21 protein-coding genes and 1 pseudogene are annotated in these 24,909 nt (G+C 67.8%); 12 read left to right on the top strand and 10 right to left on the bottom strand.

The window, feature by feature from the left end; translation table 11 throughout:
* Positions 1–2 precede the first annotated feature (2 nt).
* Both CXZ05_RS15555 and CXZ05_RS15560 read left to right on the top strand, forming a co-directional pair.
* Positions 3–1,676, top strand: coding sequence for an aromatic amino acid ammonia-lyase (locus CXZ05_RS15555; RefSeq protein WP_258006606.1), 1,674 nt, complete (start codon positions 3–5; stop codon positions 1,674–1,676).
* Positions 1,673–2,722, top strand: a complete 1,050-nt coding sequence (locus tag CXZ05_RS15560) for a PLP-dependent cysteine synthase family protein (protein ID WP_102973449.1) — start codon at positions 1,673–1,675, stop codon at positions 2,720–2,722. Before CXZ05_RS15555 ends, CXZ05_RS15560 begins: the two co-directional genes overlap by 4 nt.
* 1 nt (position 2,723) lies before the next feature.
* Here the strand turns inward: CXZ05_RS15560 and CXZ05_RS15565 are convergent, their stop codons facing one another.
* Both CXZ05_RS15565 and CXZ05_RS15570 read right to left on the bottom strand, forming a co-directional pair.
* Positions 2,724–3,824: an EAL domain-containing protein gene (locus tag CXZ05_RS15565; RefSeq protein ID WP_102973450.1), complete on the bottom strand. Its 1,101-nt coding sequence runs from the start codon at positions 3,822–3,824 to the stop codon at positions 2,724–2,726.
* 163 nt (positions 3,825–3,987) lie between these two features.
* Positions 3,988–4,920, bottom strand: a complete 933-nt coding sequence (locus tag CXZ05_RS15570; RefSeq protein WP_102973451.1) for an aminodeoxychorismate lyase — start codon at positions 4,918–4,920, stop codon at positions 3,988–3,990.
* A gap of 96 nt (positions 4,921–5,016) precedes the next feature.
* On the opposite strand from CXZ05_RS15570, the gene cls reads away from it, so the two are divergent.
* Entirely contained in the window at positions 5,017–6,489 is a 1,473-nt protein-coding gene (cls, locus tag CXZ05_RS15575) for a cardiolipin synthase (RefSeq protein ID WP_102973452.1), read from the top strand.
* Positions 6,490–6,580: 91 nt separating this feature from the next.
* On the opposite strand, the gene pabB is transcribed toward cls, so the two are convergent.
* From pabB to CXZ05_RS15600, 5 genes and pseudogenes are all read right to left on the bottom strand, one after another.
* On the bottom strand, positions 6,581–8,683 hold the full coding sequence (pabB, locus tag CXZ05_RS15580) for an aminodeoxychorismate synthase component I (RefSeq protein ID WP_102973453.1): 2,103 nt from the start codon (positions 8,681–8,683) through the stop codon (positions 6,581–6,583).
* A gap of 128 nt (positions 8,684–8,811) precedes the next feature.
* Positions 8,812–9,339: pseudogene (locus tag CXZ05_RS15585) on the bottom strand (low molecular weight protein-tyrosine-phosphatase); the annotation flags it as partial.
* A gap of 116 nt (positions 9,340–9,455) precedes the next feature.
* Positions 9,456–10,079 carry a LysE family transporter gene (locus tag CXZ05_RS15590; RefSeq protein ID WP_102973454.1) on the bottom strand — a complete coding sequence of 208 codons (624 nt, stop codon included), beginning with the start codon at positions 10,077–10,079 and terminating at the stop codon, positions 9,456–9,458.
* Positions 10,080–10,134: 55 nt separating this feature from the next.
* Positions 10,135–10,947 (bottom strand): methyltransferase domain-containing protein, encoded by an 813-nt coding sequence (locus tag CXZ05_RS15595; RefSeq protein WP_102973455.1) that lies wholly within the window; start codon positions 10,945–10,947, stop codon positions 10,135–10,137.
* A 52-nt stretch (positions 10,948–10,999) separates the two neighbouring features.
* The gene (locus CXZ05_RS15600) at positions 11,000–11,515 is read right to left on the bottom strand and encodes a MarR family winged helix-turn-helix transcriptional regulator (protein ID WP_102973456.1); all 516 of its coding nucleotides are present in this window, start codon (positions 11,513–11,515) and stop codon (positions 11,000–11,002) included.
* 153 nt (positions 11,516–11,668) lie between these two features.
* Here CXZ05_RS15600 and CXZ05_RS15605 point away from each other — a divergent pair, with 153 nt between their 5' ends.
* A complete protein-coding gene (locus tag CXZ05_RS15605) occupies positions 11,669–13,849 on the top strand; it encodes an efflux RND transporter permease subunit (RefSeq protein WP_102973457.1) in 2,181 nt (726 codons plus the stop codon).
* Here CXZ05_RS15605 and CXZ05_RS15610 read toward each other — a convergent pair.
* Positions 13,846–14,826, bottom strand: a complete 981-nt coding sequence (locus tag CXZ05_RS15610; protein WP_102973458.1) for an NAD-dependent epimerase/dehydratase family protein — start codon at positions 14,824–14,826, stop codon at positions 13,846–13,848. The two genes, CXZ05_RS15605 and CXZ05_RS15610, sit on opposite strands and share 4 nt — an antisense overlap.
* A gap of 151 nt (positions 14,827–14,977) precedes the next feature.
* Here CXZ05_RS15610 and CXZ05_RS15615 point away from each other — a divergent pair, with 151 nt between their 5' ends.
* From CXZ05_RS15615 to CXZ05_RS23470, 8 genes are all read left to right on the top strand, one after another.
* A complete protein-coding gene (locus CXZ05_RS15615; RefSeq protein ID WP_102973459.1) occupies positions 14,978–15,700 on the top strand; it encodes a TetR/AcrR family transcriptional regulator in 723 nt (240 codons plus the stop codon).
* Positions 15,701–15,828: 128 nt separating this feature from the next.
* The gene (locus CXZ05_RS15620) at positions 15,829–16,215 is read left to right on the top strand and encodes a hypothetical protein (RefSeq protein ID WP_102973460.1); all 387 of its coding nucleotides are present in this window, start codon (positions 15,829–15,831) and stop codon (positions 16,213–16,215) included.
* 235 nt (positions 16,216–16,450) lie between these two features.
* The gene (gene dnaK / locus CXZ05_RS15625) at positions 16,451–18,313 is read left to right on the top strand and encodes a molecular chaperone DnaK (protein ID WP_102973461.1); all 1,863 of its coding nucleotides are present in this window, start codon (positions 16,451–16,453) and stop codon (positions 18,311–18,313) included.
* Between the two features lie 2 nt (positions 18,314–18,315).
* Entirely contained in the window at positions 18,316–18,987 is a 672-nt protein-coding gene (locus tag CXZ05_RS15630) for a nucleotide exchange factor GrpE (RefSeq protein WP_102973462.1), read from the top strand.
* 180 nt (positions 18,988–19,167) lie between these two features.
* Entirely contained in the window at positions 19,168–20,142 is a 975-nt protein-coding gene (locus CXZ05_RS15635; RefSeq protein WP_180987415.1) for a DnaJ C-terminal domain-containing protein, read from the top strand.
* Between the two features lie 15 nt (positions 20,143–20,157).
* Positions 20,158–20,580, top strand: coding sequence for a heat shock protein transcriptional repressor HspR (locus CXZ05_RS15640; protein WP_102973530.1), 423 nt, complete (start codon positions 20,158–20,160; stop codon positions 20,578–20,580).
* A 140-nt stretch (positions 20,581–20,720) separates the two neighbouring features.
* Complete coding sequence (locus CXZ05_RS15645) at positions 20,721–22,607, top strand: PEP/pyruvate-binding domain-containing protein (RefSeq protein ID WP_258006607.1); 1,887 nt, start codon at positions 20,721–20,723, stop codon at positions 22,605–22,607.
* Between the two features lie 653 nt (positions 22,608–23,260).
* Positions 23,261–23,434 carry a PEP-utilizing enzyme gene (locus tag CXZ05_RS23470; protein WP_374754664.1) on the top strand — a complete coding sequence of 58 codons (174 nt, stop codon included), beginning with the start codon at positions 23,261–23,263 and terminating at the stop codon, positions 23,432–23,434.
* Positions 23,435–23,526: 92 nt separating this feature from the next.
* Here the strand turns inward: CXZ05_RS23470 and CXZ05_RS15650 are convergent, their stop codons facing one another.
* Both CXZ05_RS15650 and CXZ05_RS15655 read right to left on the bottom strand, forming a co-directional pair.
* Positions 23,527–24,489: a D-2-hydroxyacid dehydrogenase family protein gene (locus CXZ05_RS15650; RefSeq protein WP_102973463.1), complete on the bottom strand. Its 963-nt coding sequence runs from the start codon at positions 24,487–24,489 to the stop codon at positions 23,527–23,529.
* 29 nt (positions 24,490–24,518) lie between these two features.
* Positions 24,519–24,830, bottom strand: a complete 312-nt coding sequence (locus CXZ05_RS15655; protein ID WP_102973464.1) for a hypothetical protein — start codon at positions 24,828–24,830, stop codon at positions 24,519–24,521.
* Positions 24,831–24,909: the final 79 nt, after the last annotated feature.

The following is a 24,909-nucleotide window of genomic DNA, read 5'->3' on the forward strand; positions in this document are numbered from 1 at the left end:
CGATGCCCGGCGTCCGGCGCGGCACGTTCCTGATCGGGACGGCCCACATCCGTGCCGACGACGTGGCTGCCGCGGCGGCCGATCCCGCAGTGGAGGTGGTCCTCAGCGCCGAAGCCCTCGAGCTCGTGGGCCTGTCCCGAGAGGTGGTGCAGGCGGCCATCGATTCCGGCCACCGGGTCTACGGCCTGAACACCCTGCTCGGCTCCGGGCGGGACACCGATGTGGAGCAGGAATCCATCCTCGACTTCCAGCTGCAGGTGGTGCGCTACCACCACAGCGGCGTCGGCGCGCTGCTGGACCGGGATGAAGTTCGGGCCCTGATCCTGGCCAGGCTCGTCGGCTTCACACGGGGCGGCTCGGGGGTGCGCCCGGAAACTGCCCGGTTCTATGCCGAACTGCTCAACAGGGGCGTGGTGCCGGGCGTACCGCGCGACGGGTCCGTCGGCTCGTCGGACCTCACCCAGCTGGCGGCGGTTGCCGCCGTCGCCATCGGGGAGGGACAGGCCCTTGCTCCCGACGGCGGCCTGCAGGATGGCGCGGCGGCGCTCGCTGCTGCCGGGCTGGAACCGCTGGTCCTGGCCCCGGGCGAGGCGCTGGCGCTGGTCAGCGCCAACTCCTATTCGATCGGTGCCGGCGCGCTGGAACTCCGCCGCATCCGGTGGCTGGCGGACCTGGCGGACACGGCGTTGGCGCTGTCACTCGAGGCCACCGCAAGGTACGACGGCGGCGGGAACCTCAGCCCGTTTTCGGCGGCCGTGCAGTCGGCCAAGGCGGTGGACGGCCAGCGCGTCTCGGCGGCCAATGTCCGCCGCCTGGTGCGCGGCGGCTGGCTCGAAGACCCACGGCGGCAGGTTTCAGTCCAGGACGCACTGTCCTTCCGGGCCGCGCCGCAGACGCACGGCGCGTTCCGGGCCCAGGTGACCGCCCTGGCCGAGGCGCTCGAGGTGGAACTCAACGGCCGGGGCGACAACCCGCTGACGGATGTGGCCTCGGGCCGGATGGTATCCGGCGGAAACTTCCAGCCCATGCAGCTGGCCCTGGCGTTCGAGGCGCTGCGGCTGGGACTTGCCCATGTCGGGATCAGCAGCGAGCGGCGGACCGCCAAGCTCTATCCGCCGCAGCGCCTCATTCGGCAGCTCAACCTCGAGGCGGCACGGGCCGGCACGCCGCTCGCGTCCGAGGACCTGCCGGGACTGCTCTGGTACTCGGCCGCGGGCCTGCTGGCGGAGCTGAAGTTTTTGGCGGCACCCGCCACGCTGGGTGCACCCACCCTGTCCGCGGACGTGGAAGACCACTCCACGCTGGCCCCACTTGCCCTCCAGCAGCTGCAGCGCTCGGTGGAGGCCGCCGCCAAACTCCTCACCATCGAGGCATTGACGGCCTCCTACCTTTTGGCGGAGGCGCAGGACACGGACCTGCGGGAGATGGAAATCCGGGAGCTCGGAACAGGCACCGCCACCGTAGTCGCACGGCTGTCGGGGCTACTGGCCGGGCAGCTGCCAGCGGCGGTGCTGGTTGAGAGTGCTCGTATAGCGCTGGCTGATTTGCTGGCGGGACTGCCGGAACTGAGGACACCGGATCTGGACGGTTCGGACCAAGCAGGCCCCAATGGTGCGGGCCCGAATGCCGGTGCTCCGAATATCGGCGGCCCGGACGACGGGGGAGGAGAATCATGACCACCGTGACGGGAAGTGGCCGCCAGCCAAGGCATGTGGCGCCGATCGTGGATTCGGGCATGGACGCTGACGCGGTGCTGGCGCGGGTGGGGAACACTGCGCTGGTGCCGCTGAACGTGCTGAGCCGCGGGCTGGGGAGCACCGTGTTCGTCAAGCTTGAATCGGAGAATCCCGGCGGTTCCATCAAGGACAGGACCGCGCTGAGCATGGTCCGGGCGGCCGAACAGAGCGGAGAGCTGCAACCGGGCGGGACCATCGTGGAAAGCACCTCCGGAAACACGGGAATCGGGCTCGCCCTGATCGGGGCGCTGACCGGCCACCCGGTGGTGGTGGTTACCGGTGATTCCATCTCCTCCGAAAAGCTGGAGGCCCTCAACAGGTACGGGGCGCGGGTGGTGTTTACGGATTGGAGCGCGCCCTCGGATTCACCGGAAAATGCACGGGCGGTCGCGGCCCGGATCACGGCCGAAATTCCCGGCGCGTGGCGTCCGTTGCAGTTCGACAACCCGGCCAACCCGCGGGCGCACTACGAGGGGACGGCGCCGGAAATCTGGGCGCAGACGGCCGGCCGGGTGACGCACTTCGTCGCAGGCGTGGGCACCGGGGGAACCATCACCGGCAACGGACGGTACCTCAAGGAGAAGTCCGGCGGGCACGTGGAGGTGATCGGCGCGGACCCCTACGGTTCGGTCTACAGCGGCGGGCACCCGGGCCCGATTCTGGTGGACGGTGTGGGCAACTCCTGGCCCAAGCCCGACTGGCCGAAGGTCTTCGACCGCGGACTGCTGGACCGGTTCCTGCGGATTCCGAATGACGAGGTGTACAGCACGCTGCACCGGCTGCTCAACGATGAAGGCCTGTCCCTCGGGCCGTCGTCGGGACTGACCGTGGCGGCAGCGGTCCGGGTGGCCAGGGCGGCACCGCACGGGTCAGTGGTGGTGGCGATCGCCCCGGACACCGGCAGCAACTACCAGAGCAAGGCCTTCAACCCGGTGTGGCTGGCGGACAACCACATCCGCCTGGCCGCCGACCTGGCGGAGGACTAGCTCAGGAGGCAGGGCCGCCGCTGGCGGCCGTCTCGCTCTCCGAGCGGATCCAGGCATTCCAGTCCAGCGGGTGGACGGAGGGCCGGCCCAGCAGGTAGCCCTGCGCAGCCGTCATGCCAAGTTCGGTCACGGCCTCGAGTTCCCCGGGAGTCTCGACGCCCTGGGCGCCGATGACGGCGTCAACGTGGCGGGCGAGTTCACCCATGGCGGCGGCCCTCAGGCGCTGGCCCGGGGAATCCTCGATGCCGGCGATGAAGCTCCGGTCCAGCTTGATGATGTCCGGGTGAAGCTCAAGGACCTGGTCCATCGACGTGAAGCCGACCTCGGCACCGTTCACGGCGATCCGCAGGCCACGGCGCCGCAGCGGAGCGATGGCGGAAGTCAGCGACGCGTACTGCTCGAGGGGAACCGCGCCATTCAGGTCGATGACGATCCGGTCCATGGCCAGCTGGGAATGCTCCAGCAGCCCCGGGATCCTTGGGTCCGCGCACGTTGCCGGTGTCAGGTTCAGTGCGATGAACATGTGGTCGGGCACGGCCTGCGCCGCAGCAAGGGCCCGGTGCAGCGCCGCGAATTCAAGGTCGGTGCCCAGCCCCACGGATTCGGCCTCGCTGAACCAGTGGTCCGCGCTGGCACCGTCGTCGCTGACGAACCGGGTCAGGGCCTCGACACCGATCACGTGCCCCTCCGGGAGCCGGCGGATCGGCTGGAACGCGGTCATCAGCATCTTGTCGACAAGGATGGCTTCAATCCGGTTCCTGCTGCGCCGGGTGAAGGGCACCGGCTCGGGTGCGGCCAGGTTCCGGGCGGAGACGCCCACCGGGATGGCGCCGTTTTCGGCGTTGGCCAGCTCTGTGGTGGCGGTGAGGTGCTCGAGCAGCACGTGTTCGGGATTATCCGGATGGGCTTCGAACAGGGCGCGCAGCTGGGCTCGCGGCCATTCGCTGACCGGATCTGTTTCGGCGAGCAGTTCGGTAATGATCTGGCGGGCTTGCCAGCGCACAGTAATCTCCCCCACGTTCCCCGGCAGCGCTGCCTGGGCCCCCCAGCCCGTGGGTAGTGAGTTTGTCAATGCGTGCAGGGAGTTGTCATCCCAAGACATCGGCTATTCCTTTTTAAGTACTCATTCCGGCTGAGCCCGGAACCAAGCCACGTGCCATCACCGCCGCGGGGCGTGGGCAGTTGCCGTGGAAGAAGACTACAACGCAGGGCACCGGCTTGTCCCGCATTTTTCGGAACGGTGCCTTTTCGTTATGCGGGACGGGTTACTCGATTCCGGCGAACAGTTCGTTCAGCTCGGCGGTCAGTTGCTTGCGGAGTGCCGGCGTGCCGATTTCGCGGCCGTCGACGTGATTGACCGGCGCCAGGAGACGGATGCTGGAAATCAGCCAGACGGCGTCGGCGTCCGCCAGGTCCTGGGGCTTCAGCGGGCCGTAGCCCAGTTCCCAGCCGGCGGCCTTGGCCGCGGCGAAGAGGGCGCCCTGCGACGTTCCTGGGAGAATGCCGCTGTCCAGCTGCGGCGTGACGAGACGCTTGACTGTTGTTCCGGCGTCGTTCTTCTCCACGTTCGCCAGCAGCACGGTGGACGTGGGGCCCTCCAGCACGCGGCCGTCCGAGGACGTGAAGATGACATCGTCCGCCCCTTGCTTGTGGGCATGGCGCAGCGCTGCCATGTTCACCGCATATGACAGGGTTTTAGCGCCTAGCAGCAGCCACGGGGCGCGCTCGGCCGCGTCGCTGTCATAGCCGCGGTCAAGGAGGATCACGTCGATTCCAGTCTCGCGCTGGCGCCGTCCGGCCACGGCTACGGGGGAGACCTGAACCCAGCAGGTGGGGGCGGAGGCGCCCTCGACGCCGCGCGTGACCATAAGCTTGACCACGGCCTCGTCCAGCTCCGGGGAGGGTGCCGGGTTATCGGAGCGGAACGCCGCGATGCCCGTCTCGACTGCACGGCGCCAGCCGTCCGGCCCCGGAATCTCAAGGTCCAATGCCTGCGCCGAGCGGGCCAGCCGGTCCAGGTGGGCCTGGATCTTCCGCGTGTGGCCGGCGACGGCGAGCATGGACTCGAACACGCCATCACCGCGGGTGGCACCCAAATCAGTGGCCATCAGCTGCGGCTTTTCGGGGTCGGCAATCCTTCCGTTCTCATAGTCCGGATCCAGGAACACCAGCACGGTGTGGGAGGTGCGAGACTTCATGCCTCAAGCTTAGTGCGGCCGGTGCCCGATAGGCTGGCATCGCCGCTCCAAACGGAATGGCTGCGAGGGTAAGAAATAACGGGGGTTTCAACTGTGTTGTGGCCATTTCCGCTGGCGGAAACACTGCCGGCATGGCTGATCCTGCTGCTCAGCGGCGTGGATCTGGTTATCAGGGTCCTGGCAGTGGGCATTATCCCGGGCAACCGGCGGCCCACTACAGCCATGGCCTGGCTGCTCGGCATTTTCTTCGTCCCGGCCGTGGGACTGATCCTCTTCCTGCTCTTCGGTAACTTCAAGCTGTCGCGCCGCCGCACCGAGCAGCAGCAGCTGGTCAACGAGCGGGTCCGTGCCGGCAGCGCGGCCCTTTCCGACGTCGCCAGTGAGTATTCCGGCCCCGAATGGGTCCGGTCCGCGGCCGAACTCAACCGCCGGCTCGGGTCGATCCCCCTCGTGGACGGCAACCACGTGGAGCTGATACCCGGCTACCCGGACTCCATCCGCGCCATGACGGAGGCCGTGCGGAATGCCAAGCGCTTCGTCAACGCGGAGTTCTACATCATGAGCACCGACCACGTCACGGACGACCTGCTCACGGCCCTCGAGGAGGCGGCGGACCGCGGCGTCCAGGTCCGCGTGTTGTTCGACCACATCGGAACCCTGCGCGTGAAGGGGTACAACAAGCTCCTGAAACGCCTCAAGGCGAGCCGTATCCAGTGGCGGCGGATGCTGCCGCTGCTGCCCATCCACGGCCAGTGGCGCCGGCCGGACCTGCGCAACCACCGCAAGATCATGGTGATCGACGGCGAAGTCGCATTCACCGGGTCGCAGAACCTGATCGAACCCTCCTACAACAACCCCAAGCACCGCAAGGCCGGCCGGGAATGGATCGAGCTGATGGCTTGCCTGCGGGGTCCGATCGTTCCCACGCTCAATGTTGTCTTTGCCACCGACTGGCTCAGCGAGACCGACGAGTCACTCGAAGACCAGTTGCAGCAGTCTGCCCAGCCATCGCCGGGCGGAGTCACAGCCCAGGTGGTGCCCAGCGGCCCCGGCTTCACCACCGAGAACAACCTCCGGCTCTTTAACACGCTGATCTACTCGGCGCAGCACCGGATTTCCGTTTGCAGCCCCTACTTCGTGCCGGACGATTCCCTGCTCTACGCCATCACCACCGCTGCCCAGCGCGGGGTGGACGTGGAACTGTTCGTCTCCAAGAAGGGCGACCAGTTCCTGGTCCACCACGCCCAGCAGTCCTACTACGAGGCACTGCTGCGGGCCGGCGTTCGGATCTACCTCTACAAGGCGCCCTTCGTGCTCCACGCCAAGCACTTCACCATCGATGACGAAGTGGCAGTCCTGGGCTCCAGCAACATGGACATGCGCTCCTTCTCCCTGAACTTCGAAGTGTCGGTGATGCTCCTGGGCGCGGACATCGTGAACAGCATGCGCGCGGTGGAGGACACCTACCGCGACATCTCGCATGAGCTCCGGCTCGAGGACTGGATGCGCCGGCCCCTCGCGGCAAGGTACGTGGACAACGTCGCCCGCCTGACGGCCACGGTCCAGTAAGTCTCAGCCCTCAACCACCCCAAGCCTTTGGAGTTTTTGTCCACTTGTCACGACTTAGAAGGCCTCGAAGTCGTGACAAATGGACAAAAACTCAATCCGGGAAGGTGGAACCCAGGGTGGAGAGCACGCCGTAGGCCTTGGTGCGGATCTCCTCGTACTCGTCCTGGGCCACGGAATCGGCGGTGATGGCGCCACCGACGCCGAGGCTGAGCCGGACCGTTGAACCTTCGCCGCCGTCCTGAACGACCAGGGTGCGGATGGCCACGGCCAGATCGGTGGCACCGTTCAGCGAGAAGTATCCGATGGCCCCCGAATAGACGCCGCGCGGGCCCCCCTCCAGCCGGTCCAGGATGGCCATGGTGCTGATCTTCGGCGCCCCTGTCATGGAGCCGGCCGGGAAGCATGCGGCCACCGCTTCGGCCCGCGGCGACCCGGGCAGGAGAACGGCGTCGATGGTGCTCACCAGCTGGTGGACCGTGGCGTAGCTTTCGATCTCGCACAGCCGGCTGACCGTGACCGACCCCGGCTCGGCGAAGTGGCTGAGGTCGTTCCGGAGCAGGTCCACGATCATGATGTTCTCCGCCCGGTCCTTGAGGGACGTGGCCAGATCATGGCGGAGGGCGGCATCGGCGTCCGGGTCAGCAGCCCGGCTGCGGGTGCCCTTGATCGGCTCGGCGCGCATGCCGCCGTCGGACGCTATCCGCAGGAAGCGCTCCGGCGAGGTGCTGGCCACCGTGAGCCCGCCAAACCGCAGGTAGCTTGCGAACGGCGCCGGGTTCCGCCGGCGCAGGGCAAGGTAGGCCGCCCACGCGTCGAGCGCCGGCACCTCCGCCGCGAGGGTGGTGGTGAGGCAGACCTCGTAGGTGTTCCCCTCGGCAATCTGGTGCTGGGCTTCGGCGATCTTCCGCTTGTAGCCCGCCTCACTGTCGCGGCCGGCAAATGCCGGGGCAGCGTTGCGGGCTGGCGTCGTGGTTTGGGCTGGCACAGCGGCATTTGCCGCCGGAAGTACGACGCCGTTGCTGCCGCCGGCAACAGGTGCGGCGGTCACCGCCTCGCGGGCTTGGGCGAGCCAGTCCGCGGCGTCCGGGGCGTCGAGGGCAAGCAGCCACGCCGTGTTATCCGTGTGGTCCAGGACCACGCCGCGGCCAGCGAAGATCAGGGCCGCATCAGGCGTGTCCGAGGGGACGTCCTCGCCGCCGGTTTCACGCTTCAGCTCATAGCCGAGGTAACCCAGCCAGCCCAGCGCGAAGTCGCACGGGTAGTCTTCCGGGCCGCGCACCGCCTTCCGTCCCCACACCGTCTCCAGCCAGCGGAAGAACGGGCCGGACACGTTGGCCGTGGCGCACCCGGCGGTGACCCGGGTGACGCCGGAACTGTGCAGGACAGACTGGCCGAACGTGCCGCCGTCGTCCGCCAGAATACTGAAGCGGCTGCGTTCCGTCGCCGGAGTCTCCCGGCCACGACCGGCTGCGTCAGCCGCTCCGGCCGGACGCAGGGAGGAGTCCAGCCAGACCGCGTTGGCGGACGCGCCGTACAGCGCCCGGAAGAGTGCGGCGGGATCGGGGCTGGCATCGATCCGTTCGGACAGCAGCCGCAGGCCGCGCCGCGAGGACAGCTCGGGAACCAATGCCGTGGTGAGCGCCGGGAGGTAGGTCAGTGCCTGCAGGGCGTCCGCGGGGGCGGTGCCGTCCGCCCGGTTGAGGACCCGCACATGGGCATGCTGCGGGATGTCGTCCGTGCCCAGCAGTTCTGCCTCCTGGCTCGCCCACTGGTCCCAGAACGGCTCGTACGTCTCGCCGTCACGTGCCAGCGCGCGGGTGCGGCGCTCGCCGTCGGGGGCGTCCGCCCAGATGACGGCGTCCAGAAGCGGCCTGGCGGCAGCAGCCGCTGCGCCGACGCCTTCGACGATCACAATCTCGGCGGGAAGGGTGACCCGCGGGTCGCCGTCGTTATGGTTTTTCCAGTCCCAGCTGACCCACGACGCCGCTTCGCCGCGGCTCAGGGGCGCCAGTACCGTGGTGACGTAGCGCTCGACGCCGGCGGACAGTCCGTCCCAGCCGGGATAGATGTCCTCCAGATGGAACAGTGAGACCTTGTGGTGGTTCCGCAGCGTGGCCGCGAGCTCGATGGCCAATGTGGTTTTACCTGCGCCGGACCGCCCGTCAATGGCGATGATCACAGGAGCGGGGGTCATGAAATAGAGCGTACCTGCTGGCTGTCCTGAACCTGGACGTTGTGAAGCGGGCTGCCGCCGGCGGGGCTGTGACGCTTGCCGTTGCGTGCCCGGTGCTCATCTATCCGGACCGGGGCCGCCTGGTTACCTCCGTTCGCGATCGCATCCTGCGCGATGGCGTCCTGCACGTAGCGGACGATTCCCGGGACCGCCGCCTGGACCTGGTCCCACACGGCCTCGAAGTCCGCGTGGCCGCCGTACCAGGGGTCCTCGATGCCCTGCTCCAGGGGATCGCCGTCGGCCAGGGCGGGGTCGAAGCTGCGGAGCATGCGGATCCGGGAGAGCGCCTGGTCATCCGGGGCGGAGGCCCGGAGCCACCCGTAGTGGTCCACGTCCAGCGCCAGTATCAGGTGACGCTCGGTGTACCATTCGGAGCGCCATTCCCGGGCAACGTGCCGGTCCGACAAAAGGTTGTGGGTGGTGAGTTTCCGTGCCGCCCGGGGGTCGATGGGGCGCCCGGCCTCGTAGGCGGTGGTGCCTGCGGAATCGACGATCACGAGGTCGCCGAGCCCGGCTTCAGCGAAGGCGGCGCTCAGCATCAGCTCGGCCATGGGTGAGCGGCAGATGTTGCCGGTACAGACGGCGATGAGGCGGTATGGGCTCGTCGTTGAGTTCATGGGCTAAGCATGGAGGATGGCAGCCCCGCTTGGCTAGTAAGTGAGCTTATTATCGACAAGCCGCGTAAAGTTTGTCGGTCTTGCTGTCACAAAATTGCCATGGAGCGGGGCGGGGCTTAGTGGATGAGCGCCAGCAGCACGCCCACGGCGACGAACAGGACGCCGAAAATCCTGTTGAGCAGGGTTTGGCCGTGGGCGTTGTGGGTAAAGCGCTGGAAGGATTTTGCCGCCGCTGCGAAGAAGAACCACATGACGAGGACGTCGATGAGGACCACGGTTGCCGCAAGCACGGCGTACTGCGGCAGGAGCGGGTTGGCGGGCCGGATGAACTGCGGCATGAAGGCCAGGAAGAACACGATGGCCTTGGGGTTGAGCAGGTTGACCCACAGGCCCCGGCGGAACATGGACCACGCGGGCTCGTTCCGGAGGGCGGCGACCTTCTCCTGGTCCAGGTCCGGCTTGCGCAGGAACTGCCTGATGCCGAGGTATACCAGGTACGCGGCCCCGGCATAGCGGATCGCATTGAAGGCGACCGGGGAGCCGGCAACCAGGACGCCGACGCCGAGGGCCACGACGATGACGTGCAGGACCAGGGCGGCCTGCTGCCCGAGGATGCCCCAGATGGAGCGCTTGAACCCCGCCGTCAGCGAGTTGCTCATGGTGTTGATGGCGCCTGCGCCCGGAGTGAAGCTGATGAGGACGCCGGCGCCCGCAAGGGCCAGCCACAGGGAGAATTGCACCCATCAAGTTTAGTCGGTCTGCGGGGTGGGCTGCGCCGCGCCGCGACTGCTGGCCTTAGGCCCGGGCGATGACCTCACCGTTGGGAATGAGGAACCAGCCGTCGTCCGTGGAGCCCCAGCGGTGCCAGCCGGCCGAGATGCGCGTGAGGTCGGCCTCCTGCGCGAAGCCGTACTCGAGGGCCTGCTCCGCGAAGGCCGAATGCAGCACCCGTTCGCCCCACACCCGTGCCTGCCAGCGGCGCTGCTGCCCGGTGGCGTAGAGCCAGTTGCTGCTGGTGGGCGCAACGTCCGTGAAGCCCGCGGCCTGGGCCCACGAGACCAGCCGGCGGCCGGCGTCGGGCTCGGCACCGTTCCGGCGCGCGATCCGCTGGTAGAGCTCCATCCACTCGTCGAGCTCGGGAATGGCGGGATACCAGCTCATGCCGTGGAAATCCGCATCGCGGACCGCCACGATGCCGCCGGGCCTGGCCACCCGCCGCATTTCCCGCAGCGCCTCCACCGGATCCGTCAGGTGCTGCAGGACCTGGTGGGCGTGGACCACATCGAAGGTGTCGTCCTCGAAGTCAAGGTCGTAGATGTTGCCCGCTACAAACTCCACGTTCTCCACGCCGCGGTCGGCCGCCAGCTCGCGGGCGTGGGTAATCACGTCGGGGGAGCGGTCCAATCCCGTCACATTCCCTGGGGCCACGAGAACCGCGAAGTCGCACGTGATGCTGCCGGGCCCGCACCCTACGTCGAGCGCTGATACGCCCCGGGTGAGGTGCGGGATGACGAACGCGGCCGAATTCTCCGCTGTCCGCGAGGCGTGGGCCCGGACCACGGACTCGTGGTGGCCGTGAGTGTAGACATCTTCCGGCTGGGTGCTCATAGGGAAACGCTACTCCTTCTCCGCATTTCGGGCAGGTGGCAGGAGGGGGGCGTTATGGCGTGCCGGAGGCCTCCTGGCTGGCTTGGACCGTGGCCGCGATCATCGCGTCCATGAACCGGGCGGCCGTCTCCAGTTCCTGCGCCGTGAACCCGGCCATGGCCCTGCCCATGTGGCGGGCCAGGGGCAGGAACATGGCGGAGCCGTCGCGGTACGCCTTTTCCGTCATCCGGAGCTGCACCTGCCGCCGGTCCTGGCCTTCGCGGACGCGGACCAGGTGTCCGGAGCCGCACAGCCGGTCAATCAGCGCCGTGGTGGCCGGAGAACTGAGGTTCAGCTCCTTACGGAGGGTTCCGGGAGTTGCGACGTCGCCATTCGCTGCGTGCCTCATTATGGCGGCGAGGGCGTTGAGGTCCGTCCTGTGCATGTCGTTCCGGCCGCCTGCGGAGTCCACATAGCGGTTGGCCTCCAGGGTGAACTCCTGAAGCAGCCGTACCAGGGGATGCTGCGTCCCAGGGGCGGAGGCGGCCGGCCCGTCGGGCTGCCGCGGGGTGCCAGGCTTCTCGGCCACGTCCGCCTCCTCTGCTCGGTGCTGCCTTCCGGAGTTTACCGCCCGGGAGCTGCCATCGCGGGCAAGGTATATATCTCCATGGTAGAGATAGTTTATGCTGGAACCAATATCGACGGCGGCCCCTGCGGCTGTCACGCCCAGGAGGTCTTTCCCATGAACCAGGCAGCCCGCACCCCGAGCATCCCGTTCTGGCTTCGGTGGCTCATTCCCGTGGTCCTCGTCGTCGGCTGGGTTGCCATTGCCGGGGTTGGCGGGCCCACATTCGGCAGGCTGGATGAGGTCTCGTCCAACGACCAGGCATCCTTCCTGCCGGCCGGAGCGGAGGCCACCGAGGCCCGCGAGTGGCAGCAAAAGTTCCAGGACTCCGGTGAGGTGCCCGCCGTCGTCGTGATTGAAAGCGACAGTGCCCTCACCCCTGCCCAGCTGGCAGCGGCCGCCGGCCTGAAAACCAGGCTGGAGGACCTTCGGGTGGGCAGCGCGGTAGTGGGCCCGGTGCCGTCGCAGGACCAGAAGGCCGTGCAGTACATCGTGTCCGTTGCGGCATCGGAACCGGCGGACGCCGTCGAAGAGTTGCGAAGCGAGATCCGCGCGGACGCGCCGGACGGGACGCAGACGTTCGTCACCGGTCCTGCCGGGCTTGCGGCCGACCTCACGGGGGCTTTCGCCGGCATCGACGGAATCCTGCTGCTCGTGGCGCTGGCCGCGGTGTTTGTCATCCTGCTGGTTGTCTACCGGTCCCTGCTCCTCCCGTTCGCCGTGCTGCTGACCTCGGTGTTTGCGCTGTGCGCCGCCATCCTGGTCGTGTTCGGCATGGCGAAGGCGGGCTGGATTCAGCTCAATGGCCAGAGCCAGGGCATCCTCTCCATCCTGGTGATCGGCGCAGCCACTGACTACGCCCTGCTCTATGTGGCCCGCTTCCGTGAGGCACTCGAGCACACGGCGAACCGTGCTGCCGCCGCGCTCACCGCCTGGCGGGCCTCCTTCGCGCCGATCCTGGCATCCGGGGCAACGGTAGCCATCGCCCTGCTGTGCCTGCTGTTTTCCGACCTCAACTCCAATAAGGCGCTCGGCCCGGTGGCGGCCGCGGGCATAGTCTGCTCCCTTTTCGCGGCGCTCACCCTGCTCCCGGCCTTCGCTGCACTCCTGGGGCGTGCCGCGTTCTGGCCGTTCCGGCCCAGGCTGCTGCCCGAAGAGGCGCGTGAGCCGCAGCTGACGACCGGGCTGGAGGGCCAGCGGGGGCTCTGGCGTGCCATTGGAATCCTGGTGTCGCGGCGTCCCCGCACGGTGTGGGTGGCCTCTGTGCTCCTGTTGGTTGTGGCCTCGGCCGGGGTCCTGCAGCTGAAGGCCAACGGCGTGCCGCAGACGGCCGTCATCCTGAGCGCCTCCAACGCCGTCGACGGGCAGGATGCGTTGGCACGCCATTTCGACGCCGGTAGCGGCAGCCCCGCGGTCATCGTCGCCAGCCAGGGGAACGCCGGGGAAGTCCTCGAAGCGGTCAAGGCCACCAGCGGCGTGGGGGCCGCCTACCTCCTGGCAGAGGGGAGCGTGCCCATCACGGAAGCTCCAGGAACGCCGGCCAGCCCGGCCGTGCGCGACGGCAGGGTGCTCCTCAACGCCACCCTCGACTTCGCAGCCGATTCTGACGCGGCGGAGGATGCCGTGGCAGCGATGCGGGCCAGTGTGAAAAGTGTGGACCCCCGCGCCCTGATCGGAGGCGTGACCGCCACCGCGCTGGACACGAACACCACGGCCCAACGCGACCTGGCCGTCATCATCCCCGTTGTCCTGGCCGTCATTCTGCTCATTCTCATGGTGCTGCTGCGGTCCGTCCTCGCACCCGTCCTGCTTGTCGCCTCGGTGGTTCTGTCCTATGCGGCCGCCATGGGCGTTTCCGCCGTCGTATTCAACAACGTTCTGGGCTTCCCCGGAGCCGACGCCACGGTGCCGCTGTTCGGCTTCGTGTTCCTCGTGGCCCTGGGCGTGGACTACAACATCTTCCTGATGAGCCGGGTCCGCGAGGAGTCGCTGAAGCACGGGACCCGGCCGGGGATTCTGCGCGGACTGGGCGTGACCGGCGGGGTGATCACCTCGGCCGGGGTGGTCCTGGCCGCCACGTTCGCGGCCCTTGGCGTCATCCCCATCATGTTCCTGGTGCAGCTGGCGTTCATCGTGGCGTTCGGGGTGCTACTGGACACCGTTCTGGTGCGCTCGCTCCTGGTTCCCGCCCTGGCCTACGACCTGGGCCGGCGCATCTGGTGGCCGGGTAAACTCAGCCGGCTCGAGGCAGAGGAAGCCAGCAAACTGGAGGGCCCTGCGGAAGTTTTCGTCCGCTAGGTTCCGGCCGGCGTTCCCGCCGGGGCCCGTCCCGTCCCCGGACCCGTAGCGAGTTCTGAGCGCCACCACTCCACCGTCTCCTTGGCTGCCACATGCAGGGGAGTCGGGTGAACACCCAGTTGCTCCTCGCTGGCCGTTGAATCCATCACGAACGGCTGCAGGAACTGGTAGAGCGTCTCGCCGAGTTCCCTCATGTCGGCGGAGAACAGCCCGAGGGTGCGCAGGACCCATCCCGGAACCGCATGGACCTTCGCGGGCGGCACGCCGGCAGCCGCGGCGAAGGCTTGAGCGATCTGACGCTGCGTGAGCGGCGGATTGGTGGGCGCGTGCAGCACGCGGTTCCACAGCTCGGGCTTCCCCGCGGCCATGATCATTGCCGCCGCCAGGTCGGGAACGAAGGTGAAGGAATGCGGCTGGTCCGCGCTTCCCACTACCTGTAGCGGGCGCCGGGCGAGGACGGCCAGCACCATGCGCTCGCCGGCGTGGGCCATCCGGACACGGGGGCCGAAGAAATCGCCCGCCACCACGGACACCGTGTCAGTGGCGCTCGCCTCCCGTGCCCGCAGCAGCGACGCGCGGGTGCCGCGTTTGCCGCCCTCCGCCTCCCGCGGGCTGTCTTCGGTCATTACCCGCTCCGGATTGCTGTAGGAGTAAAGGCTTTCCGGAAAAACGACGACGGCGCCCGCCTCGCCTGCCGCCGCCAGGACCGCCTGTTCGGCGGCCGGCAGTTCCCGTTCCCAGGCTGCGGCGCTGTAGGAGGAGCCGTGGATGCAGTGGAAGACCGCCGCCGCGCCCTCGAAAGCGTCACCCAGCAGGGCGGGGTTGGAGACATCCATCCTCAGCTTCTCGATGTTCGGATGTTCCGGGCCGCTGCCGGAGCGGGTCAGGACCCGGATCCGCTCGCCCCGCTCCGCAAGTTGCTCTGCCACCGTCCAGCCCACGGGGCCGGCGCCGGTGACCACATAAAGGCCGGACATTGAATTTTCTCCTTCGTGCGGATGGTCCCGGAGGGCCAGGCGTGGTTTTGAGAGCACTGCTCTCAGAGCAAGGATCCTGCGGCCGTCCGGCAAAGTCAAGAGCAGTGCTCTCAATTGTTGACACCGCTCTGATTCATGCCATGCTGGGCTGATGCGAGCCACCTCCCAGACTGTCGGCGGGGAAATCCGCACGCCGCGTGAACGTGCCCGGGCGCAGACCATCGCCGACATCATCCGGCTGGGCCGGCAGCACCTGGCCGAACATGGGGCCGCGGCCCTGTCGCTCCGCGCCGTCGCCCGTGACTTGGGCGTGGTCTCCTCCGCCGTCTACCGGTACGTCGGGAGCCGTGACGAGCTGCTCACCCTCCTGCTCGTGGATGCCTACAACGACCTGGGGGACACGGTGGATGCCGCCGTCGGGTCCGTCCCGGCGGAAGAGTCCCGGGGCCGGTTCGCTGCGCTGGCCCGCGCTGTCCGCGGGTGGGCCCTCCGGGAGCCGGCGCGCTACGGCCTCCTGTTCGGCAGTCCGGTGCCGGGCTATCAGGCTCCGGCGGAGCGGACCACGGCACCCGGCACGCGGGTGGTCAACAGTTTGGTGGAGATTCTGAACGCGGCGCACCGGGCCGGACGGCTTGCCGAACGCGGGCCTTCCTCCCTACCGGTGCCCCTGGCCGCCGATCTCGAGGCCATCCGGCGTGAACTGAACGTGGAAGTCCCGGACGCCCTGCTGGCCCGCGGCACCCTCGTGTGGACCTCACTCTTTGGAGCCGTCAGTTTTGAAGTGTTCGGGCAGTATGGCGCCGGCACCTTTTCCGCGCCGGATGAACTGTTCGAGCACCACATAGCCGTACTGGCAGATCTCGCCGGGCTGTAGTTTTGGCCGGTTTGGCCCCGGGCCGGGTGGCACCATGCCTGACCCCTGTTGCCGCCCGAGCCAGCTGAGTAGACTGCCACTGCGCCCGAACCAGGCGCGCCCGGTCCTTTCGAAGGAGTGATCAACCGATGACCGAAAACAGTGAGTCCGGCGACGCGGGCAAGACGCACAACAGCTCCAGGAATCCGGCACTCGAGGGGGACAGTGGCCAGTACGTGGAGGGTGATTACGGCGATGCCGGCGTGGCGGGGGATAAGGCAGGCACCGAGCCCCAGGGCGAGTATCCGGTGGGTGATTACGGTGAGGCGGGTGCGGTCGGAGCCCCCGCTGAGCGGGACGAAGGCGAGTACCCGGAAGGCGACTATGGCCGCGCCGGCACCGTGGGTGAGGAACTGCCCGGGGATGAAGAGGGTGAATATCCGGAGGGCGACTACGGTGCTGCCGGAACCACCCCCGAAAACGGTGCCGCGGAAGAATTGAAGAAGGGCGACGGCGGCACCTCCTCGGGAGGCTAAGACGCGTTCACGCTGGGCGAAATCAGGTTTCCCCGGCTCATCAGACCCTCGGTTCTCCGCGGAATTCCGCGGGGTACCGGGGGTCTCCTGCCTCCGGAGAGCGTCGGGCCGAAGCGAAGTTGAGCGTACTTGACTCAAGTTTGGATTGACTTAAATTCCGCGCTGAGTAAAGTTGAGTGCAGATCGCTCAAGGAAGTGGGCGAGCCCCAGTTCCACGGAAAGAAGGAAGCAACACATGTCACGTGCAGTAGGTATCGACCTCGGAACCACCAACTCCGTCGTCTCCGTTCTCGAAGGTGGCGAGCCCACCGTTATTGCCAACGCCGAGGGTGGCCGCACCACGCCGTCGGTCGTTGCATTTTCCAAGTCGGGCGAAGTCCTGGTCGGTGAAATCGCCAAGCGCCAGGCCGTCAACAACATCGACCGCACCATCGCCTCCGTCAAGCGCCACATGGGCACCGGCTGGTCCGTGCCGATCGACGACAAGAAGTACACCGCGCAGGAAATCTCCGCTCGTGTCCTCATGAAGCTGAAGAACGACGCCGAGTCCTACCTTGGCGAAAAGGTCACCGACGCTGTGATCACCGTTCCCGCCTACTTCAACGACGCCGAGCGCCAGGCCACGAAGGAAGCCGGCGAGATCGCCGGCTTGAACGTCCTGCGCATCGTCAACGAGCCCACCGCGGCCGCCCTGGCCTACGGTCTGGACAAGGGCAAGGAAGACGAGCTCATCCTGGTCTTCGACCTCGGTGGCGGCACGTTCGACGTCTCCCTGCTGGAAGTCGGCAAGGACGAAGACGACTTCTCCACCATCCAGGTGCGCGCCACCGCCGGTGACAACCGCCTCGGCGGCGACGACTGGGACAACCGCGTCGTCGAGTACCTGCTGAACCAGCTCAAGGTCAAGGGCATCGACCTGTCAAAGGACAAGATCGCCCTCCAGCGCCTCCGCGAAGCTGCCGAGCAGGCCAAGAAGGAGCTCTCCTCCTCCACCAGCACCAACGTCTCGCTCCAGTACCTCTCCGTCACCCCGGACGGCCCGGTCCACCTGGACGAGCAGCTGACCCGCGCCAAGTTCCAGGACCTGACCAAGGACCTGCTCGAGCGCACCAAGAAGCCGTTCCACGACGTCATCAAGGAAGCCGGCATCAAGCTTTCCGACATCGACCACATCGTGCTTGTCGGCGGCTCCACCCGCATGCCTGCCGTCTCCGAACTCGTGAAGGAACTGGCTGGCGGCAAGGAGCCCAACAAGGGCGTCAACCCCGACGAGGTTGTGGCCGTGGGCGCAGCCCTGCAGGCCGGCGTGCTGAAGGGTGAGCGCAAGGACGTTCTCCTGATCGACGTCACCCCGCTGTCCCTGGGCATCGAAACCAAGGGCGGCGTCATGACGCACCTGATCGAGCGCAACACGGCCATCCCCACCAAGCGGTCCGAGACCTTCACCACCGCTGACGACAACCAGCCGTCCGTGGCCATCCAGGTCTTCCAGGGCGAGCGTGAGTTCACCCGCGACAACAAGCCGCTGGGCACGTTTGAGCTGACCGGCATCGCGCCGGCCCCGCGGGGCGTCCCGCAGGTCGAGGTCACGTTCGACATCGACGCCAACGGCATCGTGCACGTTTCGGCGAAGGACAAGGGCACCGGCAAGGAACAGTCCATGACCATCACCGGCGGCACCGCACTCTCCAAGGAAGACATCGACCGCATGGTCAAGGACGCCGAGGAGCACGCAGCCGAGGACAAGGCACGCCGCGAGGCCACCGACACCCGCAACACCGCCGAGCAGCTCGCCTACTCCGTGGACAAGCTGATCGCCGACAACAGCGACAAGCTGCCCGAAGAGGTCAAGACCGAGGTCCAGGCCGACGTCGACGCCCTCAAGAAGGCCCTCGAAGGCACTGACGACGCCGCCGTCAAGACCGCGTTTGAGAAGCTACAGGCTTCCCAGACCAAGCTCGGCGAGGCCATCTACGCACAGGCCGGTTCCCCGGACGGTGCCACGGGTGCAGCAGGCGCAGAGGGTGCCCCGACTGGCGACAAGGCTGACGAGGACATCGTCGACGCCGAGATCGTCGACGAAGAAGAGAAGAAGTAACCATGCCGCATCACGGTAACGAAGAAGAGCACAACTCTTCCCGAGACCAGGGCAGCAACCGCGACGAGCCCGTCATCCGGGACCACCGCAAGGTGGACCCGGTGACCGGTGAGGCCCGGCATCCGGAGGGCGCACAGTCCTCCGCTCCGGAAGCCGGCGCTTCGGCGGATTCCGACGGTGACGCCCTCGCCCAGGCTGAGGAAATCCTCAACCAGGTTGAGGTGCCCGCCGACGAGTCCGTGGCTCAGGGCACTGAGGCCGCCGCGGCGGCGGAGCTGAAGAACGACCTGCTCCGCCTGCAGGCGGAGTACGTCAACTACCGCAAGCGCGTTGAACGTGACCGCGCCGTGGCAGGGGAAATGGCCGTCATCGGCGTCCTGAACTCCCTGCTCCCGGTGCTGGACGACGTCGACGCCGCCCGCCAGCACGGTGACCTCGCGGACGGCCCGTTCGCCGCGATCGCCACCAAGCTGGAGAATGCGCTGAAGACGTACGGCCTGACCCGCATCGATGAGACCGGCGTGGAGTTCGATCCGACCATCCACGAGGCCCTCATCCAGCAGCCGGGCGATGACATCGAAGTGGACACCGTCAGCCAGGTGCTCCGCTCCGGCTACAAGTCAGGCGAGCGGGTCCTCCGCGCAGCACAGGTGATCGTCGCGGTCCCGGCGTAGGTCTCACCTCCACGCCTTCGCGGATGAGGGGGCCCCGCCCCTGCGCGTGGCGGCTTTGGTCCTACGGACCGAAGCCGCCACGCTCCGGCAGGCCCGATGCCACTCCCGGGCCCCCTCATCCGCTGCGGCGTTCAGCGGTAGTCTCGCCTTATCGTTTTGCACTTTTGAAAGGAAACGCCATTGGCTAGCCAGGACTGGGTGGACAAGGACTTCTATAAGATCCTTGGTATTGCCAAGGACGCTTCCGACGCTGACATCAAGAAGGCTTACCGGAAGCTCGCGCGGCAGTACCACCCCGATACGAACTCCGGGGATGCTACTGCGGAGAAGAAGTTTAAGGACATTTCCGAAGCGTACTCCGTGCTGTCGGATCCTGATGAGCGGCAGCAGTATGACGCCATCCGGGCAATGGGCGGCGGCGCGCGCTTTGCCCCGCACGGCGCGGGCAGCACAGCGAACGGCGGCTTCGAGGACCTCTTCGGCGGCCTGTTCACCGGCGGCGGCCGGCAGCCCGGCGGGTTCAGCACCGCTGGCGGCGTCCCGCCCGAGTTCGCTGACCTGTTTGGCGGCGGCTTCGGGGGCGGCCCGGCTGGCTACCAACGCGCCCCGCAGAAGGGCGCCGACCGGACGGCCAGCACCAGCATCTCCTTCGCCGGGTCCATCCGCGGCACCACCATCGGGCTGCGTGAACCGGACGGTGAGGTCATCGACGTCCGGGTGCCTGCGGGCATCAAGGACGGCCAGAAGGTGCGCGTCCGCGGCAAGGGCCAGTACGGCCCTGCGGGCAACGGCGATCTGCTGGTCACGGTCAACGTCAAGGCCCACGACTTTTACACCCGCGACGGCGACAACCTTCGGATCCACGTGCCCGTCAGCTTCCCCGAAGCTGCTTTGGGTGCCGACATCGAGGTTCCCACGATCGACGGCGAACACGTCCGGGTCCGCGTTCCCGCCGGTACTCCGTCGGGGCGCACGCTCCGGGTGAAGGGCCGCGGCGTAAAGACGTCAAAGGCTACCGGTGACCTGCTGGTGACCATCGACGTCGCCGTACCGCAAAACCTGAGCAAGGAAGCCGAGGAGGCCGTGAAAGCATTTGCGGCCGCCACCACCGGTGCGGACGTCCGCCAGGGCCTGGCAGCCAAGGCCCGGCTTTAGCGACGGGTGCCGGCCGTGGAAATCAACTTCGATCAGCCGATCTTCGTCATCTCGGTGGCCGCCGAGCTCGCCGACATGCACCCGCAGACACTGCGCCAGTACGACCGGCTGGGCATCGTCTCGCCCAGCCGGGCGCCGGGCAAGTCCCGCCGCTACTCCCAGCGGGACGTGAACCGGCTCCGTGAGGTGCAGCGGCTATCCCAAGAGGGCGTCTCGCTCGAGGGGATCAAACGCATCCTGGAGCTCGAAAACCAGGTTACTGCCCTGCAGCACCGTGTGATCGAACTGACCGAGGAACTGGCCCGCCGCCGTGAGCCGCTGGAATCCCGAATCTTCGCTGCCGGCACCGCCGGCGACGTGGTGAGCCTGGCGCGCGGCCAGCGCCCCCGGCCCCGTTCGCAGGCCGTGGTGGTGTGGCGCCCGCGCGGCGACGTCTAGCCGGCTGCCTCGGTAGCCATTCCCGCTGGCCTTCCCCATTGCCAGAATCACGTGCGGTGCCAAAATAGGGTGCAGCGACGGAACGGGTCACCAGCCGCAATGCCGCGGTCCCGGCTCCCGGGCAGAAGGGACGCAGGGTCATGACCTACATCAAGGACTTTGACCAGCTGGGACGCAGCGATGTGGACGAGGCAGGCGGCAAGGGCGCCAACCTCGGCGAGCTGGCCCGGGCGGGTTTCCCGGTGCCGCAGGGTTTCGTACTCACCACGCCGGCCTACCAGGACTTCGTCAACGCCACCGGGATCGCCGGCCGCATTCTCGAGCTCGCCGCCCTTCCCGCCGCCGCTTCGAACGACGACTACGAGGCCGCCGCGCGGCAGATCCGCTCCCTGTTCACCGAAAGCACGATGCCCGATGAGATTGGCGTCGAAATCAGCGCTGCGTACGGGCGGCTGAGTCACCAGACCGCAGCCCTGGGCGAGGAGGACGGTGCAGAGTCCAGCGGCGACTACGCCGCGCGGGTGGCGGTGCGCTCCTCGGCCACCGCGGAGGACCTCGCCTCGGCCAGTTTCGCCGGCCAGCAGGACACCTACCTGAACGTCTCCGGACCCGAAGCCGTCGCCGCGGCCGTCATCGACTGTTGGGCGTCGCTGTGGAACGCCCGTGCCATGGCGTACCGCTCAGGGAAAGGCTTCGACTCCGCCACCTTGAGCCTCGCCGTGGTGATCCAGGAAATGGTCGACGCCGGGGCCGCCGGCGTGCTGTTCACCGCCAACCCAGCTACCGGCCGCCGCGATCAGGTGGTGATCAGCGCCGCCTGGGGCCTGGGTGAGTCCGTGGTCAGCGGGGCCGTCACCACGGACGACGTCATTGTGGATGCCGCGACGGGCCGGGTAGGGCAGCGCCGGACGGCGGACAAAGACGTCATGACGGTCTACGACGGAACAGGCACCAGGGAGCAGCCGGTGCCCGAAGATAAACGCCGGGCGCCCGTGCTCGACGACGATGCGGCGGCCGCGCTGGCCCGGCAGGGAACGGCCATTGCGCAGCACTTCGGGGAGCCCCAGGACATTGAGTGGGCACAGGCGGCAGGGGACTTCTTCATCCTGCAGGCCCGTCCCATCACCGCCCTGCCCGAGCCCTCGGCCGACGCCCCGACGGAGTGGCCGCTCCCCTATCCGAACGGGATGTACTTCCGGGCCAGCATCGTCGAGCAGTTGCCGGACCCGTTGTCGCCCCTGTTCGCCGACCTCATCGACGGTTCGGTAACCCGGTCGCTGAACGCCCTGCTGGCCGAGGCGGTGGGAAACAGCAATGTAGTGCGGCCCGGGGACGTCTCGCTGCCCACGGTCAACGGCTATGCCTACTACTACTACAGCAACGCCGGGATGCGTCGGGTCATGGGCAAGTCGCTGACGGCGATGCGCGCGCTGGCCCAAGGCAAGGCGCACATGGGCATCAAGGGATGGCGCGACCACTCGCACCCGAAGTACCGCGGGCTCGTGAAGTATTGGGCGCCAAACCGCCGTCGGACCGTCCTGCTCCCGAACTGCTGGAGGGCATTTCCGCGCTGCTGGACGCGGGCGCGGCGTATTACACCGCTGTGCAGTCCATCATCCCCATCGCCGCAACCAGCGAAATCATGTTCCGGGGCTACTACGACAAGCTCGTCCGGCGGCCCGGCGACCCGTCCGCGGAGGTCTTCCTGCTCGGTTACGACAGCGAACCCATCCGCGCGGAGAAATCCCTGTATGACCTGGCGGTGTGGACCCGCGAAAGGCCGCAGTTTGCCTCGGCCATCACGGAGGGATCAGCGGCCGGCATTGCCGAAGCTCTCCGCAGCGGCACGCCTCCGGCGGGTGTGGACGCGGGCGGGGACGGGACTGCGGGCGTGGATCAGGACCAGTGGGACGAGTGGCGTTCCCGCCTCCAGCAGCACCTGGCCCGGTACGGGCATGCCGTCTACAACCTGGACTTCGTCAACCCTGTGCCGGCCGATGACCCCTCTGCCCTGCTCGAGACCCTGAGGTACTTCGTGCGGGGGCAGGGGAAGGATCCGCACGAGCGCCAGCAGCGGTCTGCCGACCGGCGGGAGGAGCAGGGCCGGCTGATCAGCGCCAGGCTGGGGCCGCGCCGGCGTGCAGTCTTCCGCAGGTTGCTGCGCTGGGCGCAGAAAGCGGCGCCCGTCCGTGAGGACGCGCTGGCCGACGTCGGACTGGCCTGGCCGCTGATGAGACGCATGCTGCTGGAACTGGGAAAGCGGCTCACGGCCTCGGGCGTCATCGCCGCACCGCCGGACATCTTCTGGCTCCGTCTCGACGAACTCCGCAACGCGATCGACTTTGGGCTGGCTACGCCCGGCGCGGCCATCACCGGCACCGACCTGCCGGTGCGGGCGGAGGCCGTTGAACAGCGCAAGATGCTGTGGCGGGGCCAGCGGAAAGCGGCTGCCCCGCAGCTGCTGCCTGAGAGCCGTTGGATGGAGCGTGCGTTTGGCAGCATGATGCCCGCACGAACCCAGCAACAGGCGGGCGACGTCATCACCGGTGTCGGCGCCAGCTCCGGACACGTCAGCGCACCGGCCCGGCTGCTGCACGGCCCCGACGATTTCGCCAGCATGCAACCGGGCGAGGTACTGGTCGCCCGTATGACCACCCCCGCCTGGACACCGCTGTTTGCGATGGCGGCCGGCGTCGTCACGGACGTTGGTGGCCCGCTGAGCCACAGCTCGATCGTCGCCCGGGAGTACGGCATCCCCGCCGTCCTGGGAACGGGCGTGGCCACCCAGCGCGTGTCCAGCGGACGGCAGGTGACGGTCGACGGCGACGCCGGCACCGTCACGCTCGACAACTAAATGCTCATCCAGGTAGCACATCAGGGCGTTCTCAGGGCTGGGAACGCCCTGAGCTGCTACCCACTTCTCGTTGTCTCCGGGTCAGCTTCCTCCTACGGCGTCAGCACCCGGATTGAGGAGCCGTCCAGCCACGCAGTGACGTCCTCGAACGCGCCGCCGAAGAAGGCCCGGTAGCTTTCCTGTGTGACGTAGCCCAGATGGGGCGTCAGGAGTGTCCGGGGCGCGGCCAGCAGCTGATGCCCTGCCGGAAGGGGTTCCTGGTCGAACACGTCGATCGCGGCGCCACGGATCCAGCCCTCTTGGAGGGCAGTAACCAGAGCCTGCTGGTCCACCAGCGGGCCGCGGGCGGTGTTCACCAGGACGCCGTCGGGGCCGAGGAGCTGCAGCTCCCGTTCTCCTACTGTCCCCTCCGAACGCGGCGATAGGCGCAGGTGCAGGGACACGACGTCGGACTCTGTGAAGAGTTCTTCCTTGCTGACTCGGCGGGCGCCGGCCGCTGCGGCGGTTTCATCCGTTAGGTTCTGGCTCCAAGCCAGCACGTCCATCCCGAAGGCGCGGCCGTAGGCGGCGATGCGCTTCCCGATCTTTCCCAGCCCTACGATTCCCAGGGTTTTCCCGGACAGCTCGAACCCGAGGCCTGTCTGCCAGTGGCCGGAGCGCAAGGAGGCCCCTTCCGCAGTCAGGTTCCGGGCGAAAGCCAGCAGAAGTGCCCACGTCAGTTCCGGAGCGGCTGTGGGTGACCCGCCTGTCCCGCACACCACTACGCCGTGGTCGGCTGCCGCCTGCAGATCGATGGCCGCATTGGCGGCGCCGGTGGTCACGAGCAGTTTTAGCCGCGGCAGCTGCCCGATGACGCTGCGGGGAAACGGCGTCCGCTCCCGCATGGCGATGACGATGTCAAAGTCCGCGAGGGCCGCCGCAGTTTCGGCCTCCGAGCCAAAATGCGCGCCGAACGCCGTGACGGCGACGCCCCGCTGCGCCAGGGAGCTCCATGGTGCGAAGTCCTCCGCGACTCCTTGATAGTCGTCCAGAATGGCTAGCCGGTACTGGTTCATGGCTTTACGGTATCTGACGGTTGCGGAGGTCAGGGCCGGCGGGCCTGGCCGGCCCAGCCGTGAATCCGGGTGCGGCCCATGCCGGCGATGTGCCTCCGGGTGCGCCGGAAGACCGTTATGCCGTCGCCTTGCAGAAACAGCGCACGCCCGCGACCGCCGTCCTGGATGAGCCAGATGACGCTGCCGTCCGGGGCCCGCATGTCGACGCAGCCAGCGGCGACCGTGCGCCCATTGCGGCGGATCTCTACCTCGTCAGCGGGGGACAGCGTTGCCCAGTTGACCACCGGTTCGCGGGCGGGCCACGGTGGACGGGCCTGGATATTGGGGGCGTAAACGGTCATGGGTGGTCCTTTCAATATGCCACGGGCCGGTGTCCGGATCCCGATGGATCCGGACACCGGCCCGTGGCGTTGTTAGTGG

The sequence above is a fragment of the Arthrobacter sp. AFG20 genome (genome assembly GCF_002892795.1).
Lineage (GTDB): Bacteria > Actinomycetota > Actinomycetes > Actinomycetales > Micrococcaceae > Arthrobacter.

What these genes read in the sequence shown, in the direction of transcription:
- CXZ05_RS15555 (WP_258006606.1), top strand. Translation starts at nt 3, where the DNA reads ATGCCCGGCGTCCGGCGCGGCACGTTCCTGATCGGGACGGCCCACATC.
- CXZ05_RS15560 (WP_102973449.1), top strand. Translation starts at nt 1,673, where the DNA reads ATGACCACCGTGACGGGAAGTGGCCGCCAGCCAAGGCATGTGGCGCCG.
- CXZ05_RS15565 (WP_102973450.1), bottom strand. Translation starts at nt 3,824, where the DNA reads ATGTCTTGGGATGACAACTCCCTGCACGCATTGACAAACTCACTACCC.
- CXZ05_RS15570 (WP_102973451.1), bottom strand. Translation starts at nt 4,920, where the DNA reads ATGAAGTCTCGCACCTCCCACACCGTGCTGGTGTTCCTGGATCCGGAC.
- pabB (WP_102973453.1), bottom strand. Translation starts at nt 8,683, where the DNA reads ATGACCCCCGCTCCTGTGATCATCGCCATTGACGGGCGGTCCGGCGCA.
- CXZ05_RS15595 (WP_102973455.1), bottom strand. Translation starts at nt 10,947, where the DNA reads ATGAGCACCCAGCCGGAAGATGTCTACACTCACGGCCACCACGAGTCC.
- CXZ05_RS15605 (WP_102973457.1), top strand. Translation starts at nt 11,669, where the DNA reads ATGAACCAGGCAGCCCGCACCCCGAGCATCCCGTTCTGGCTTCGGTGG.
- CXZ05_RS15610 (WP_102973458.1), bottom strand. Translation starts at nt 14,826, where the DNA reads ATGTCCGGCCTTTATGTGGTCACCGGCGCCGGCCCCGTGGGCTGGACG.
- CXZ05_RS15615 (WP_102973459.1), top strand. Translation starts at nt 14,978, where the DNA reads ATGCGAGCCACCTCCCAGACTGTCGGCGGGGAAATCCGCACGCCGCGT.
- CXZ05_RS15620 (WP_102973460.1), top strand. Translation starts at nt 15,829, where the DNA reads ATGACCGAAAACAGTGAGTCCGGCGACGCGGGCAAGACGCACAACAGC.
- dnaK (WP_102973461.1), top strand. Translation starts at nt 16,451, where the DNA reads ATGTCACGTGCAGTAGGTATCGACCTCGGAACCACCAACTCCGTCGTC.
- CXZ05_RS15630 (WP_102973462.1), top strand. Translation starts at nt 18,316, where the DNA reads ATGCCGCATCACGGTAACGAAGAAGAGCACAACTCTTCCCGAGACCAG.
- CXZ05_RS15645 (WP_258006607.1), top strand. Translation starts at nt 20,721, where the DNA reads ATGACCTACATCAAGGACTTTGACCAGCTGGGACGCAGCGATGTGGAC.
- CXZ05_RS23470 (WP_374754664.1), top strand. Translation starts at nt 23,261, where the DNA reads ATGGCGGCCGGCGTCGTCACGGACGTTGGTGGCCCGCTGAGCCACAGC.
- CXZ05_RS15650 (WP_102973463.1), bottom strand. Translation starts at nt 24,489, where the DNA reads ATGAACCAGTACCGGCTAGCCATTCTGGACGACTATCAAGGAGTCGCG.
- CXZ05_RS15655 (WP_102973464.1), bottom strand. Translation starts at nt 24,830, where the DNA reads ATGACCGTTTACGCCCCCAATATCCAGGCCCGTCCACCGTGGCCCGCC.